This window comes from Enterobacter cloacae complex sp. SHL020, assembly GCF_049236945.1.
Classification (GTDB): domain Bacteria; phylum Pseudomonadota; class Gammaproteobacteria; order Enterobacterales; family Enterobacteriaceae; genus Enterobacter; species Enterobacter dykesii.
The window spans coordinates 450,822-465,476 of record NZ_JBMKJF010000003.1; the positions used below are offsets into that span (position 1 = coordinate 450,822).

The following is a 14,655-nucleotide window of genomic DNA, read 5'->3' on the forward strand; positions in this document are numbered from 1 at the left end:
GTAAACCTCTCTAAAAAGATCAGCGGGGAACGCAGGATCCCTGGCTCCCCGTGTGGATAACAGTGCGAAACCTTATTCGGTCTCGTCGCTGTCCTGCGCCGGCGTTGAAGAACCCTGCGCGTTGCTGCCATGATGGTAGTTACTACCTGTGCCGCCGCCAGCGTTATTGCTGTGATGAGATACCGGACGGGACGGAACAACAGTAGAAATAGCGTGCTTGTAGACCATCTGACTGACCGTGTTTTTCAACAGAATCACAAACTGATCGAAAGACTCAATCTGACCTTGCAGCTTAATACCATTCACCAAATAAATAGAAACTGGAACACGTTCCCGACGCAATGCGTTCAGGAACGGATCTTGTAAAGATTGCCCCTTAGCCATTCTATCTTTTCCTTATATGCTTGTTTTGTACTTAGAACCTTGCGATTCTGAAAAATTGCGCACGATACGTCTCAATTGTACACATTCAGTGAGCGATATCACCAACAACCTCAATCACTTCGTTTAACGCCTGTTGCGGTTTTTCACTGTCTAACCAGTGAACACCCTCCCAACCGCGCAACCAGGTGATCTGGCGCTTCGCTAACTGTCTCGTGGCGCAAACACCTCTATAAACCATTTCATCGTATGAAATCTCACCTTCAAGATACGACCACATCTGGCGGTATCCCACACAACGAATGGAAGGCATGTCCGTATGCAAATCTCCACGGGCAAATAGCGCCCGCACTTCTGCTTCAAAATCTGAAGCTAACATCTGATGAAAACGCTGCTCAATTCGCTGATGGAGCAGTTCACGGCTCGCCGGGGCGATGGCGAACTGATGCACCTGATACGGCAGAGCGTCTCCTGACGTTTGCGTCAGTTCCGTTAAAGTTTTACCCGAAATGAAAAAAACTTCCAGTGCCCGGGAAAGCCTTTGCGGATCATTTGGATGGATCCGTGCTGCAGCAACCGGGTCAATCTCCGCCAGTTGCTGATGCAAAACGTCCCAACCCTGCTCTGCCGCCTGCTGCTCAATTTTCGCTCTTATTTCCGGATCCGCGGATGGCAGAGGTGATAACCCCTCCAATAACGCCTTGAAATAGAGCATGGTTCCGCCAACCAACAGCGGTATACGTCCCGCCGCCGTTATCTCGGCCATCTCGGCTAAGGCATCCCGGCGGAAATCCGCTGCCGAGTACGCGTGAGCCGGGTCGAGAATATCCAGCAAACGGTGCGGTGCCGCACGCAACTCTTCTGCGTCAGGCTTCGCCGTGCCGATGTCCATCCCCCGGTAGATGAGGGCGGAGTCGACGCTAATCAACTCTACAGGCAAAACTTTACGCAACTCAATGGCTAGCGCCGTTTTGCCGGAGGCCGTTGGGCCCATTAAAAAAATTGCCTTAGGCAGGCTCGCCTTACTTGCGTCAATCATGTTTCAGGGCGTTCATCGCCGTTTGTAAATCAACAGGTTGTAATAACCCACCCGGCGGCGTTTTCACCAGATGCGGACAGAGGCGTTCCACCTCCGCCAGCACGCTAATGGCCTGCGCCATACTCCACGGCGCGTGTTCGCTTGCCAGATGGCGGGCGATCCACTGCGCGGTGTTGGCGGCATCAAACGATGTTTGCTGCGCCAGGTAGCCTATCAGTTCAGGAATCAAGTTTTGTAAATTTTGTTGGCGTAAGGGTAAAGGCACTGCACGAATTGTCACATGTTGTGGTTCGAGCACAGTTTCAATACCCATTTGCGCCAGCTGCGGCTCTGCGCGCTGTAATACCCTCGTTTCATCAGGGGATATTTTCAGGCGAACCGGAATTAAGAGCGGCTGCGCGCAGGCTGCATTTTCGCCTGGCGTGAGTTGCACCTGCTTGAGCCAGCGTTCGGCGACCGGCAGGGCCAGAAGCATCAGTTTGCCGTCACGTTCAAGCAGCGCCATATCGGGCGCGATAATCGTCAGCACCCGGCCAAAACTTTGGCTATGCCCGTCCAGAGAAGGCTGAGCGGGCGGAATGTGCTCTTTACGCTCCACGGCTGGCGTTTCCAGCAGCTTGCGGTACAACGCGCCCTGCTGCTTCTGATAGCCTGGCTGGGCGTTCGGGTAGTTCGCGCCCGTTGGACGCGGTGCGCTCCCGGCCAGGGAGAAACGCGGAGCTTCCGGTTCACGCGCGACGGCAGGCTCAGCAAAATGGTTGCGGCCCGCCGCCACACGGTTTTCCGGCAGCGGACGCGGTGCAGGGGCGTCGTTCTCCAGCGGCAGCGTTGGTGCTGCCTGCTGCTGTAACACGGCGGCCACGCCCTGATAAATGAAGTCGTGAACCAGACGCGACTGGTGGAACCGCACCTCATGCTTGGCAGGATGAACGTTCACATCCACCTGATGAGGGTCGATCTCCAGATAAAGGACGAAAGCAGGTTGCTGATCGGCGCCGAGTTTGTCTTCGCATGCCTGGCGAATCGCGTGATTGATGAGACGGTCGCGCATCATGCGGCCGTTCACGTAGCAATACTGAATTTCAGAGAACGCAGCACTGCTCGCGTTTGGATCGGCAACCCAGCCGCGTAAAGCCAGATCGCCGTGCTGCCACTCAATGGCCAGAGCCTGTTCCAGGAACGGCGTACCGCAGATCGCCCCCAAACGACGCTCTTTCTGTCCGCCTTCAGCCACCGCACGGTACTGGCGCATCACCTTGCCGTTATGGCTGAGGTTGATGGCGACATCGAAACGGGCGAGCGCGATACGGCGAATGATCTCGTCGATATGGCCGAACTCGGTCTTCTCGGTACGCATAAACTTGCGTCGGGCGGGGGTGTTGTAGAATAGATCCAGGACTTCCAGCGTCGTGCCGACAGGGTGCGCCGCGGGTTTGACCGTCACATCCATATCGCGCCCTTCGGCGTAAGCCTGCCAGGCTTCCTGCTGTTCAGCGGTACGAGAGGTCAGCGTTAAGCGCGAAACGGAGCTGATACTGGCCAGCGCTTCGCCGCGAAAACCGAGGCTAATAATCGCTTCCAGATCGTCCAGAGAGGCAATTTTACTGGTGGCGTGACGAGCCAGCGCCAGCGCCAGCTCCTCTTTTTTAATGCCACAGCCGTTGTCGCGAATGCGGATAAGCTTCGCGCCACCGCGTTCGATATCAATATCGATGCGGGTGGCGCCCGCATCAAGGCTGTTTTCCACCAGCTCCTTCACCACCGACGCAGGGCGTTCCACCACCTCACCGGCGGCGATTTGGTTCGCGAGCTGCGGCGGTAGAACCTGAATCGGCATGAATGCTCCTTAGTTGGTCGCGGTCATCTCACCCGGCAGCGCTGCGCTGGCCGTCTGTGCTGAGCCGCTCTGCGGCGCAGACTGCAGAGGATGCGCCTCAAAATAGTTGCGTAAACCCTTATAAATCGCTTCGGCAATTTGCTGCTGATAGCTGTCGCTTCCCAACAGACGCTCTTCACCGTTGTTGCTGATGAAGCCCGTCTCCACAAGGATTGACGGGATATCCGGCGAGCGCAGAACGCCGAGGCTGGCATGTTCCGGACGACGCTTATGCAGCACGCCAACGCTTTGCAGCTGGTTCAATACGTTAGTGGCAACATCATACCCGACGCGCTGAGAATGACCGAACTGTAAATCCAGCACCGCCTGGCTGAGGTACGGATCTGACTGGCTGTTCGCCAGCACGTCGCCCGCACCGCCTAGCAGTTCAGACTGCTTCTCATGCTCTTCAAGCCAGTTGGCCATTTCGCTGTTAGCACGACGGTTCGACAGCACCCAAACCGAGGCGCCGGTCGCGCTACGATTCGGTGCGGCGTCTGCATGAATGGAGACCAGGAAGTTCGCGTTTTGCTTACGCGCCACGTCCGAGCGCCCCATTACGGAGATAAAGTAATCCCCGTCGCGGGTCAACACGCCTTTAAACATCGGGTCGTCATTGAGTAGCGAACGCAGTTTCCGCGCGATAGCGATAGTGACGTTTTTCTCTCGCGTGCCGCCAGGACCAATCGCCCCGGGATCTTCCCCGCCGTGGCCCGCATCAATGGCGATAATCACTTTGTCACCGCTGACCGTCGCGCGTCGCGCGCTGGCTGCCGGACGCGTCACCGTATTGCTGCTGGTTGCCGCAGTAATGCGATCGTTCTGCGATTTAAACGGATTACGCGCAGGTTCAGAAGGACGCGGCGTATATACCGGTTCTTCCACGCGCTTCGCTACGACCGGCGGCGGTGGAGGCGGTGTCGGCGCGTCGGCATTGATGGTAAAAACCACCGTATAGTTCGCCCCGTTTTGCTGCTTCACCGCCTTCGTTTTGCCCTTTTCGGTCAAATCGACCACCAGACGTAACGACTGGCTATCCTGCGGCGTTCCCGAACGGATACTTTTCACCAGGTTGTTACCGCTGAACCGCAGCGGCAGCCCCTGGATCACGCCTGTCTGTTTGATATCCAGCGCCACGCTGTGGCTGTCTGGCTGTGAAAACGCATATTCAGGATCGCCCATAAAGCTGAACGTGATCCGGGCCTGGCTTTCGCCGTTTGATACCTGAATATCTGAGAGGTTTGCCGCCCCGGCCTGCGCGCACAGCAGCACGGTGGCAGCCAACAACCAACCTTTAACGCGATTTATCATCCCGTCATCCCTACGCTTAACCGGCCAGTCGCGCCAGTAAGGAACTGCCTGATGAGGAAACAGCACTGATGCGTGCCTCACGCCCTTGTGCCTGGTAATCTAAGTGAATTTCGACATCCGGGTCAGGCAGCACACCCGCACCTTGTTGCGGCCACTCCACCAGGCAAATGGCGTCGTTGGCAAAATAATCACGGATCCCCATAAATTCCAGCTCCTCAGGATCCGCAAGGCGGTATAAATCGAAGTGGTACACCATGAGATTTTCAAGGGTGTACGGTTCAACCAGCGTGTAGGTTGGGCTTTTCACATTCCCGTTATGCCCTAACGCCTGCAAAAAACCCCGGCTGAAGGTGGTTTTACCCGCACCTAAATCACCATACAGATAAATGACGGTTGCCCCCTGACAGGCCTGCGCCACGCGCTTGCCGAGTTCTAAAGTGGCTTGTTCATCAGGTAAAGGAATCGCTCGATTAGTCATTTTCTACGTCAATCACATCCGGGTTAACAACACGCCGCAGCGTGCAAAAAAGATCGGTGGCCAGCATGCCGCGTGTACCGTAACGCGCGGCCAGTTTATCCGCCGCGACACCGTGGGCCACGCAGCCCGCGCAGGCTGCATCATAAAGGGGAAGTTTCTGTCCAAGCAATGCGCCAATGATGCCGGAAAGCACATCGCCCATGCCGCCGCTCGCCATACCCGCATTTCCGGCATCAATAATGCCCTGCGTCTCGTCACTGGCGATAACGGTTCCTGCCCCTTTCAAAACAGCAACACCTCCGTAACGTTTTACCAGACGCTGAGCAGAAAGTAAGCGATCGCTTTCAATTTCTGCCACGCTGCAGTTAAGCAGGCGCGCGGCTTCGCCGGGGTGTGGCGTCAGAATGCGATTGTGACGCTTATCCGGGTTTATTGCCAGAAGGTTAAGCGCGTCGGCATCCCACAGCATCGGTTTACGAAAATTCTCGACCTTTTGCAGGGCCTGTTTACCCCATGCCTGCTGCCCAAGCCCGGGGCCAATCACCACCACATCCGCCCATTCAAGGCTCTCTTCAAGCGCCTGGGGCGTTAGCTCGTGCACCATCAGCTCCGGTCGGGCCGTAACGATCGGCGCAATATTCTCGATGCGAGTGAGTACTCGCACTAATCCGGCACCGCTACGCAGAGCCGCTTCGCCGGTCATGCGAATCGCACTTGCTGTACCATGATCGCCGCCAATAATCACCAGCCTGCCGTGATCGCCCTTATGGGACGTCGGCCGGCGCGGCGGGAGCCACGCCGCAAGCTGCGACGCATCAAAACGCGCGAGGTGCGTTTCCTGCCCGGCCAGCCAGCTCTCCAGCCCCAGCGCATGGTGGTGCAACATGCCGACCACATCCCGCGCTTTACCGGTCAGTAGCCCCGGCTTGAGGGCGATGAAGGTCACCGTATGTGCAGCCTGAATGACCGCCCCCGGCGTCGCGCCGGTTTGTGCAATCAGGCCAGAGGGAATATCCAGGGCGACTACCGGCGCGGAATGTCTGTTAGCGTGTTCAATCAGCGCGGCAATGTTCTCACGAGGCGCACTGCGTAGCCCGGTACCCAGCAGACCATCAACAATCAGATCCACCTCTTCCGGCCAGACGATATCAGGCGCATGAATCACACCGCCTGCGTTAAGCCACGCCTCCCGCGCCGCGCTGGCCTCGTCCGGCAGCGGTTTATCACTCTCCAGGGCCAGCAACGTCACGCGGATACCTGCCGCAACCGCAAGACGGGCGACGACGTAGCCGTCGCCGCCGTTATTGCCGTGACCGCACAGAACCAGCCAGTGGGCGGCCTGAGGGTACGCGCTGCGGGCAACGTTAAACGCCGCCTCACCTGCGCGCAGCATCAGTTCATAAAGGGTAATCCCGAGGCTGTCTGCGGCCTCTTTTTCGGCGCGCCGGAGGTCATCCGCATGCCAGATGGAGTGTGGTATACTTGCGGGGTTTTTATTCACCGTATGGTCCGTCATGTCACAGCCCCTCGATCTCAATGAATTAGCGCAAAAAATAAAACAGTGGGGTGCTGAGCTTGGCTTCCAGAAGGTGGGCATTACCGATACCGACCTTTCCGCCAGCGAGCCGAAACTGCAGGCCTGGCTGGATAAACAATACCACGGCGAAATGGAATGGATGGCGCGTCATGGCATGATGCGCGCCCGTCCTCACGAGCTTTTGCCGGGCACATTACGCGTCATCAGCGTGCGCATGAACTATCTGCCCGCCAACGCGGCCTTTGCGCGCACGCTAAAAAATCCCTCTTTGGGTTACGTCAGCCGGTACGCCCTGGGACGTGATTACCATAAGCTCTTGCGTAACCGTTTAAAAAAACTCGGGGAAACTATTCAGCAGCACTGTGTTTCGCTGAATTTTAGACCCTTTGTCGATTCTGCGCCTATTCTTGAGCGCCCGATCGCCGAAAAAGCCGGGCTTGGCTGGACAGGTAAGCACTCACTTATCCTTAGCCGCGACGCCGGATCGTTCTTCTTCCTGGGTGAACTGCTGATTGATTTACCGCTGCCGGTAGACGGCCCGGTAGAGGAAGGCTGCGGACGCTGCGTGGCCTGCATGACCATCTGCCCGACGGGTGCCATCGTCGAGCCTTACACCGTGGATGCGCGCCGCTGCATCTCCTACCTCACTATCGAACTGGAAGGCGCCATTCCAGAGGAATTTCGACCGCTTATCGGCAACCGCATCTACGGCTGCGACGACTGCCAGCTGATCTGCCCGTGGAACCGCTATTCGCAGCTCACGGACGAAGAGGATTTCAGCCCGCGTAAGGCGCTGCATGCCCCGCAGCTCATTGAGATGTTCGCCTGGACCGAAGCCTGGTTCCTGAAAGTGACGGAAGGTTCGGCCATTCGCCGTATCGGTCATCTGCGCTGGCTGCGTAATGTCGCCGTCGCGCTGGGCAATGCCCCGTGGGATGAAGCGAATATCCGGGCGCTTGAAAGCCGTAGAGGTGAGCACCCACTTCTTGATGAACACATAGAATGGGCTGTTGCGCAGCAAATGGAGAAGCGCAATGCCTGCGCGATCGAGGTGCAGCTACCGAAGAAACAGCGTCTGGTGAGGGTGGTTGAAAAAGGGCTTCCGCGGGATGCCTGAACTATTCACAGCCTGTGTATAAAATTACAAACTCAAGCGCCATCTGGTCTGGAGAAGAGGTCAAGTGATCTCAATAACATTTTGAAATGAAAATTTATTCAATAAATACAGTGAATTACATAGATATTATTCACCCTGCTAAGCTTTAACCCTGTTTCGTTTAAGCGCAGTTTCTGTGGATAACTCTGTTCACAAGAGTATTTCAGAGACAATAGAGAACGTCCCCAACGATGCTTTTCGCTGTGGATACTTTAGAGATTAAGAAGAATTTGGAGCGGGAAACGAGACTCGAACTCGCGACCCCGACCTTGGCAAGGTCGTGCTCTACCAACTGAGCTATTCCCGCTTGGGTGGTCCGTGCTTTGGAAGCACTTTCAAATTTTGGAGCGGGAAACGAGACTCGAACTCGCGACCCCGACCTTGGCAAGGTCGTGCTCTACCAACTGAGCTATTCCCGCTTGGGTGGTCCGTGCTTTAGAAGCACTTTCAAATTTTGGAGCGGGAAACGAGACTCGAACTCGCGACCCCGACCTTGGCAAGGTCGTGCTCTACCAACTGAGCTATTCCCGCAAATCTGCACTGCTTTTGTTGCTGTCGTAACGTGTAATTCTCTGTCGTTACGGGAGGCGCATTATACGAGAAATCCTTTTAGCTGCAACCCCCCCTAAAGCGATTTTTTCGAAATTAAGTTCAAATGCTTATTAAATCGGCAAGCTGAACAATTTAACGACAAAAACCCGGCCACGCAAGGCGCCGGATCGCAAAATCACAGCTTGATAAAGTTTTCGCGGTAGTAGGAAAGCTCCGCCACGGACTCACGGATATCGTCCATCGCCTGGTGGGTCCCCTGCTTTTTGAAGCCGTCGAGGATTTCAGGCTTCCAGCGACGCGCCAGCTCTTTCAGGGTGCTGACATCCAGATAGCGGTAGTGGAAATATGACTCCAGCTCCGGCATGTACTTAAACAGGAAACGGCGATCCTGGCCGATACTATTCCCACAGATAGGCGATTTGCCTGCCGGAACCCACTGTTTCAGGAACTCAAGCGTCGCCAGCTCCGCTTCGCGATCGCCGAATGTGCTCGCCTTCACGCGCTCCACCAGGCCACTGCCGGTGTGGGTGCGCACGTTCCATTCATCCATCAAAGCCAGCTGGTCGTCGGACTGATGCACCGCAATCGTTGGCCCTTCAGCCAGGATATTCAGGTTAGCGTCCGTCACCAGCGTTGCAATTTCAATGATGCGATCGCGCTCGGGATCAAGCCCGGTCATTTCGAGATCGATCCAAATCAGGTTGTTTTCATCCGCGCTCATGTTATTTTCCACCCTTCTCGCATAACCGGCAGTAGCAGGTTAACTAGTATTAATTAGAGTGTATCATAGAGGTTTTGCCCCTTACGGGCGACCAGGAGCCAGCGCGATTGAGTAAAAATAAACTCTCCAAAGGGCAGCAGCGCCGCGTAAACGCCAACCACCAGCGCCGTCTTAAAACCACTTCGGAGAAGCCGGATTATGACGACAACCTGTTTGGTGAAGCGACAGAAGGCGTAGTCATCAGCCGTTTCGGTATGCATGCCGATGTCGAATCCGCCGACGGTGATATTCACCGTTGCAATATCCGTCGCACTATCCGTTCACTGGTAACCGGCGATCGCGTCGTCTGGAGACCGGGTAAAGAGGCGGCAGAAGGCGTTACGGTAAAAGGTATCGTTGAAGCGGTCCATGAGCGCACGTCCGTGTTAACCCGTCCTGATTTCTACGACGGGGTCAAACCTATTGCCGCCAATATTAACCAGATCGTCATCGTTTCGGCGATTTTACCCGAGCTTTCTCTCAACATTATCGACCGATACCTCGTCGCCTGCGAAACGCTGCAGGTTGAACCGATTATCGTGTTGAACAAAATCGATCTGCTGGATGACGACGGTATGGCCTTCGTGAATGAGCAGATGGATATCTACCGCAAGATTGGTTACCGCGTGCTGATGGTCTCCAGCCACACCAAAGATGGCCTTAAACCGCTGGAAGAGGCGCTGACCGACCGCATCAGCATCTTTGCGGGCCAATCCGGCGTAGGTAAATCGAGCCTGCTGAACAACCTGCTTGGCCTCCAGCAAGAGATCCTGACCAACGATGTGTCCAACGTCTCGGGTCTGGGCCAGCACACCACTACCGCCTCGCGTCTGTATCATTTCCCGCACGGCGGCGACGTGATCGACTCCCCGGGGGTGCGTGAGTTCGGTTTGTGGCACCTTGAGCCGGAACAAATCTTTAACGGATTTGTCGAATTCCATGATTATTTAGGCGCCTGTAAATACCGCGACTGTAAGCACGATAACGACCCTGGCTGTGCTATCCGTGAAGCGGTTGAGAAAGGGGAGATCGCGGAAACCCGCTTCGAGAATTACCACCGCATTCTTGAGAGCATGGAAGACGTAAAAACGCGTAAAAACTTTTCTGATTCTGATAACTGACAACTAAGCTAAGCATCGCTAAAATCGTCCCCTTTTTTCAGGTTCCGGCGGCTTAACGCCGGATCAGGAACGACAAAACAATGGCCTGGAGGCTAACTTGTTAAACGCATTTAAACTTTCGCTTCAATACATTCTGCCAAAACTGTGGCTCACTCGCCTGGCGGGCTGGGGCGCAAGCAAACGCGCGGGCTGGCTGACCAAACTGGTCATCGACCTTTTCGTAAAATATTACAAGGTCGATATGAAAGAGGCGCAAAAGCCGGATACCGCCAGCTACCGCACCTTCAACGAGTTCTTCGTACGCCCATTGCGTGACGAAGTGCGCCCGCTGAACACCGATCCTAACGTCCTGGTGATGCCGGCAGACGGCGTGATCAGCCAGTTGGGTAACATCGAAGACGACAAAATCCTGCAGGCGAAGGGCCATAACTACAGTCTGGAAGCGCTGCTGGCGGGTAACTACCTGATGGCGGATCTGTTCCGTAACGGTACGTTTGCCACCACCTATCTTTCACCGCGCGACTATCACCGCGTGCATATGCCGTGTAACGGTATCCTGCGTGAAATGATTTACGTCCCGGGCGACCTGTTCTCCGTAAACCACCTGACCGCACAGAACGTGCCGAACCTGTTTGCCCGTAACGAGCGCGTCATCTGTCTGTTCGATACTGAATTTGGCCCTATGGCACAGATTCTGGTGGGTGCGACCATCGTAGGCAGCATCGAAACCGTCTGGGCCGGCACCATCACCCCACCGCGCGAAGGCGTGATCAAACGCTGGACCTGGCCTGCCGGTGAAGCGGAAGGCTCGGTGGCCCTGCTGAAAGGTCAGGAGATGGGTCGCTTCAAGCTGGGCTCTACCGTAATCAACCTGTTTGCGCCGGGCAAAGTGAAGCTGGCTGAACAGCTCGAAAGCCTGTCGGTCACCAAACTGGGCCAGCCGCTGGCGGTCTCTACCGAAACCTTCGTTACGCCGGATGCAGAACCAGCGTCGCTACCGCAGGAAGAGATCAACGCCGAGCACGACGCCAGCCCGCTGGTTGACGACAAAAAAGACGAAGGCTAATAACAGAAGGATCGCTGACGTGCGCCCGATTATCGTTCTACTGATGGCCTGGTGCCTCAGCATGGGGGCGTACGCAGCGACAGCCCCCGACGCCAAACAGATAACCCAGGAACTGGAGCAGGCAAAAGCGGCCAAACCCGCTCAGCCAGGGACCGTCGAGTCGCTCCAGGCTGCCCTGAACGCGCTTGAGGAGCGGAAAGGCTCTCTTGAGCGCGCTCAGCAGTATCAGCAGGTTATCGACAACTTCCCCAAACTCTCGCAGACGCTGCGCGCGCAGCTCAACAATTTGCGTGACGAACCGCGCGACGTGCCCGCAGGCATGACCTCGGACGCTCTAAACCAGGAGATCCTGCAGGTCAGCAGCCAGCTTCTGGAAAAGAGCCGCCTTGCCCAGCAGGAGCAGGAGCGCGCGCGTGAAATTGCCGACTCCCTCAGCCAGCTTCCACAACAGCAAACCGACGCCCGCCGCCAGCTTAATGAAGTTGAGCGTCGCGTGGGAACGCAAAGCGGCAACACCCCGCAGGCTCAGGCCCAAAATCTGGGCCTGCAGGCAGAATCTGCTCGCCTGAAGGCCCTTGTTGATGAGCTTGAGCTGGCGCAGCTTTCCGCGAATAACCGCCAGGAACTGTCGCGGATGCGCTCTGAACTCGCGCAGAAGCAGAGCGAGCAGCTGGATGCGTATCTCCAGGCCCTGCGCAATCAGCTTAACAGCCAGCGTCAGCGCGAAGCCGAGCGTGCCCTTGAAAGCACCGAACTGCTGGCTGAAAACAGCGAAAACCTGCCTGCCGGTATCAACGAACAATTCAGGGTCAACCGCGAGCTTTCTGCCGCGCTGAATCAGCAGGCGCAGCGCATGGATCTGGTTGCATCCCAGCAGCGTCAGGCGACCAATCAAACCCTTCAGGTGCGTCAGGCGTTAAACACCCTGCGCGAGCAGTCCCAGTGGCTCGGGTCATCAAACCTGCTGGGCGAAGCGTTACGCGCCCAGGTCGCACGCCTGCCGGAAATGCCGAAGCCGCAGCAGCTGGATACAGAAATGGCCCAGCTGCGCGTTCAGCGACTGCACTTTGAAGATCTTCTCAATAAGCAGCCGCAAGTCCGCCAGATCCGTCAGGCTGACGGCCAGCCCCTGACCAGCGAGCAAAACCGCATTCTGGAAGCCCAGCTGCGTACCCAGCGTGAACTGCTGAACTCCCTGCTCCAGGGCGGGGATACGCTGATTCTGGAGCTGACCAAGCTAAAAGTCTCCAATAGCCAGCTGGAAGATGCGCTGAAAGAGGTGAACGAGGCGACGCACCGTTATCTCTTCTGGACGTCTGACGTGCGTCCGATGACCTTCTCGTGGCCGATTGAGATTGTTCAGGATCTGCGTCGCCTGATTTCGCTGGACACCGTCAGCCAGCTGGGACAGGCCAGCGTGATGATGTTTACCAGCAAAGAGACCATTTTCCCGCTGCTCGGGGCGTTGATTCTGGTGGGCTTCAGCATTTACTCGCGCAGGCATTTCACCCGCTTCCTGGAGCGTTCCAGCTCCCGGGTCGGGAAAGTCACCCAGGATCACTTCTGGCTAACGTTGCGCACCGTATTCTGGTCGATTCTTGTCGCCTCCCCGCTGCCGGTGCTGTGGATGACGCTGGGGTATGGTCTGCGGGAAGCCTGGCCCTATCCGCTCGCGGTCGCAATTGGCGATGGCGTCACCGCCACGGTGCCGCTGCTGTGGGTGGTCATGATTTGCGCCACCTTCGCGCGCCCCAATGGCCTGTTTATCGCCCACTTTGGCTGGCCGCGTAATCGCGTTGCGCGCGCCATGCGTTACTATCTGATGAGCATCGGGCTGATCGTGCCGCTGATTATGGCGCTGATCATGTTCGATAATCTCAACGACCGGGAATTCTCAGGCTCGCTGGGCCGCCTCTGCTTTATGCTGATATGCGGGGCGCTGGCCATCGTTACGCTCAGCCTGAAACGCGCGGGTATTCCGCTCTATCTTGATAAATCCGGCAGCGGCGACAACATGTTCAACCGGCTGCTCTGGAACCTGCTGCTGAGCGCACCGTTGGTTGCGATGCTGGCGGCCGCGGTGGGTTATCTGGCGACCTCGAAGGCGCTGCTGGCGCGACTGGAAACCTCGGTGGCAATCTGGTTCCTGCTTCTGGTGGTGTACCACGTGATCCGCCGCTGGATGCTGATCCAGCGCCGCCGTCTGGCCTTTGACCGAGCCAAGCATCGTCGGGCGGAGATCCTCGCCCAGCGTGCGCGGGGTGAGGAAGAGCCAAACCACGTCAACAGTACGGAAGGCACAACGGAAGCGGACGAAGTCGAACTGGATCTGGATGCCATCAGCACCCAGTCCCTGCGCCTGGTTCGCTCCATCCTGATGCTCATAGCCCTGCTGTCGGTGATCTTCCTGTGGTCAGAGATCCACTCCGCATTTGGCTTCCTGGAGAACATCTCTCTGTGGGACGTGACCTCCACGGTGCAGGGCGTTGAAAGTCTGGAGCCGATTACCTTAGGGGCGGTGCTGATTGCCATTCTGGTGCTGATCATCACCACGCAGCTGGTGCGCAACTTCCCGGCGCTGCTGGAGCTTGCGCTGCTGCAGCATCTGGATTTAACGCCGGGTACAGGCTATGCGATTACGACCATTACCAAATATTTGATCATGCTGTTTGGCGGGCTGGTTGGCTTCTCGATGATCGGTATTGAGTGGTCGAAGCTGCAGTGGCTGGTGGCGGCCCTTGGTGTAGGGTTAGGTTTTGGCTTACAGGAGATCTTCGCCAACTTCATCTCTGGCCTGATCATTCTGTTCGAAAAACCGATCCGTATTGGCGATACCGTAACGATCCGCGATCTGACCGGCAGCATCACGAAGATCAACACCCGTGCGACGACGATCAGCGACTGGGATCGGAAAGAGATCATCGTGCCAAACAAGGCGTTTATTACCGAGCAGTTCATCAACTGGTCGCTGTCAGACTCCGTTACCCGCGTGGTGCTGACGGTACCGGCGCCGTCGGACGCCAACAGCGAAGAGGTCACCCAGATCCTCTACACTGCCGCTGAGCGCTGCTCGCTGGTAATCGACAACCCGGCGCCGGAAGTATTCCTTGTGGATTTACAGCAGGGGATCCAGATTTTCGAGCTGCGTATCTACGCCGCCGAAATGGGACACCGTATGCCGCTGCGCCATGAGATCCACCAGCTGATTCTGGCGGGCTTCCGCGAACACGGTATTGATATGCCGTTCCCACCGTTCCAGATGCGTCTGGAAAGCCTGGACGGGCGTAAAACGGGAAGAACGCTGACGTCAGCGGCGCGGACGCGTCCGGCGGGAAGTTTGTAAGATAAGCGGGGCAACCCTCTCCCACGGGAGAGGGT

11 protein-coding genes and 3 tRNA genes are annotated in these 14,655 nt (G+C 56.7%); 4 read left to right on the top strand and 10 right to left on the bottom strand.

Annotated features, from left to right (window positions below; all coding sequences use genetic code 11):
• Positions 1-72: 72 nt before the first annotated feature.
• The 6 genes from hfq to nnr form a co-directional block, all read right to left on the bottom strand.
• Positions 73-384, bottom strand: coding sequence for an RNA chaperone Hfq (hfq, locus tag ACOTZB_RS10950; protein ID WP_008502919.1), 312 nt, complete (start codon positions 382-384; stop codon positions 73-75).
• Between the two features lie 85 nt (positions 385-469).
• Positions 470-1,420, bottom strand: a complete 951-nt coding sequence (miaA, locus tag ACOTZB_RS10955; protein ID WP_193805192.1) for a tRNA (adenosine(37)-N6)-dimethylallyltransferase MiaA — start codon at positions 1,418-1,420, stop codon at positions 470-472.
• On the bottom strand, positions 1,413-3,257 hold the full coding sequence (mutL, locus tag ACOTZB_RS10960; protein WP_421627127.1) for a DNA mismatch repair endonuclease MutL: 1,845 nt from the start codon (positions 3,255-3,257) through the stop codon (positions 1,413-1,415). The genes miaA and mutL overlap by 8 nt, the downstream gene beginning before the upstream one ends.
• A 9-nt stretch (positions 3,258-3,266) precedes the next feature.
• Positions 3,267-4,607: an N-acetylmuramoyl-L-alanine amidase AmiB gene (gene amiB / locus ACOTZB_RS10965; RefSeq protein ID WP_421627128.1), complete on the bottom strand. Its 1,341-nt coding sequence runs from the start codon at positions 4,605-4,607 to the stop codon at positions 3,267-3,269.
• 16 nt (positions 4,608-4,623) lie between these two features.
• Complete coding sequence (gene tsaE / locus ACOTZB_RS10970; RefSeq protein ID WP_013095283.1) at positions 4,624-5,085, bottom strand: tRNA (adenosine(37)-N6)-threonylcarbamoyltransferase complex ATPase subunit type 1 TsaE; 462 nt, start codon at positions 5,083-5,085, stop codon at positions 4,624-4,626.
• A complete protein-coding gene (gene nnr, locus ACOTZB_RS10975) occupies positions 5,078-6,601 on the bottom strand; it encodes a bifunctional ADP-dependent NAD(P)H-hydrate dehydratase/NAD(P)H-hydrate epimerase (protein ID WP_421627129.1) in 1,524 nt (507 codons plus the stop codon). Before nnr ends, tsaE begins: the two co-directional genes overlap by 8 nt.
• On the opposite strand from nnr, the gene queG reads away from it, so the two are divergent.
• Positions 6,600-7,739 (top strand): tRNA epoxyqueuosine(34) reductase QueG, encoded by a 1,140-nt coding sequence (gene queG / locus ACOTZB_RS10980; RefSeq protein WP_193805195.1) that lies wholly within the window; start codon positions 6,600-6,602, stop codon positions 7,737-7,739. The genes nnr and queG overlap by 2 nt on opposite strands.
• A 270-nt stretch (positions 7,740-8,009) precedes the next feature.
• Here the strand turns inward: queG and ACOTZB_RS10985 are convergent.
• The 4 genes from ACOTZB_RS10985 to orn form a co-directional block, all read right to left on the bottom strand.
• Positions 8,010-8,085: transfer RNA gene (locus ACOTZB_RS10985), tRNA-Gly, on the bottom strand.
• Between the two features lie 36 nt (positions 8,086-8,121).
• Positions 8,122-8,197 (bottom strand) — tRNA-Gly (locus ACOTZB_RS10990).
• A 36-nt stretch (positions 8,198-8,233) separates the two neighbouring features.
• Positions 8,234-8,309, bottom strand: a tRNA-Gly gene (locus tag ACOTZB_RS10995).
• A gap of 196 nt (positions 8,310-8,505) precedes the next feature.
• Positions 8,506-9,051: an oligoribonuclease gene (gene orn / locus ACOTZB_RS11000; RefSeq protein ID WP_023310130.1), complete on the bottom strand. Its 546-nt coding sequence runs from the start codon at positions 9,049-9,051 to the stop codon at positions 8,506-8,508.
• A 107-nt stretch (positions 9,052-9,158) separates the two neighbouring features.
• Here orn and rsgA point away from each other — a divergent pair, with 107 nt between their 5' ends.
• The 3 genes from rsgA to mscM all read left to right on the top strand — a co-directional run bounded on the left by rsgA (position 9,159) and on the right by mscM (position 14,620).
• Entirely contained in the window at positions 9,159-10,211 is a 1,053-nt protein-coding gene (gene rsgA, locus ACOTZB_RS11005; RefSeq protein ID WP_023334242.1) for a small ribosomal subunit biogenesis GTPase RsgA, read from the top strand.
• Between the two features lie 97 nt (positions 10,212-10,308).
• On the top strand, positions 10,309-11,277 hold the full coding sequence (asd, locus tag ACOTZB_RS11010; RefSeq protein WP_421627130.1) for an archaetidylserine decarboxylase: 969 nt from the start codon (positions 10,309-10,311) through the stop codon (positions 11,275-11,277).
• A gap of 19 nt (positions 11,278-11,296) precedes the next feature.
• Entirely contained in the window at positions 11,297-14,620 is a 3,324-nt protein-coding gene (mscM, locus tag ACOTZB_RS11015) for a miniconductance mechanosensitive channel MscM (protein WP_421627131.1), read from the top strand.
• The last annotated feature ends 35 nt before the right edge of the window (positions 14,621-14,655 follow it).

Bases quoted from the DNA above. Each gene is read 5' to 3' on its own strand.
- orn (WP_023310130.1), bottom strand. From the start codon at position 9,051: ATGAGCGCGGATGAAAACAACCTGATTTGGATCGATCTCGAAATGACC.
- hfq (WP_008502919.1), bottom strand. From the start codon at position 384: ATGGCTAAGGGGCAATCTTTACAAGATCCGTTCCTGAACGCATTGCGT.
- miaA (WP_193805192.1), bottom strand. From the start codon at position 1,420: ATGATTGACGCAAGTAAGGCGAGCCTGCCTAAGGCAATTTTTTTAATG.
- mutL (WP_421627127.1), bottom strand. From the start codon at position 3,257: ATGCCGATTCAGGTTCTACCGCCGCAGCTCGCGAACCAAATCGCCGCC.
- nnr (WP_421627129.1), bottom strand. From the start codon at position 6,601: ATGACGGACCATACGGTGAATAAAAACCCCGCAAGTATACCACACTCC.
- tsaE (WP_013095283.1), bottom strand. From the start codon at position 5,085: ATGACTAATCGAGCGATTCCTTTACCTGATGAACAAGCCACTTTAGAA.
- queG (WP_193805195.1), top strand. From the start codon at position 6,600: ATGTCACAGCCCCTCGATCTCAATGAATTAGCGCAAAAAATAAAACAG.
- amiB (WP_421627128.1), bottom strand. From the start codon at position 4,607: ATGATAAATCGCGTTAAAGGTTGGTTGTTGGCTGCCACCGTGCTGCTG.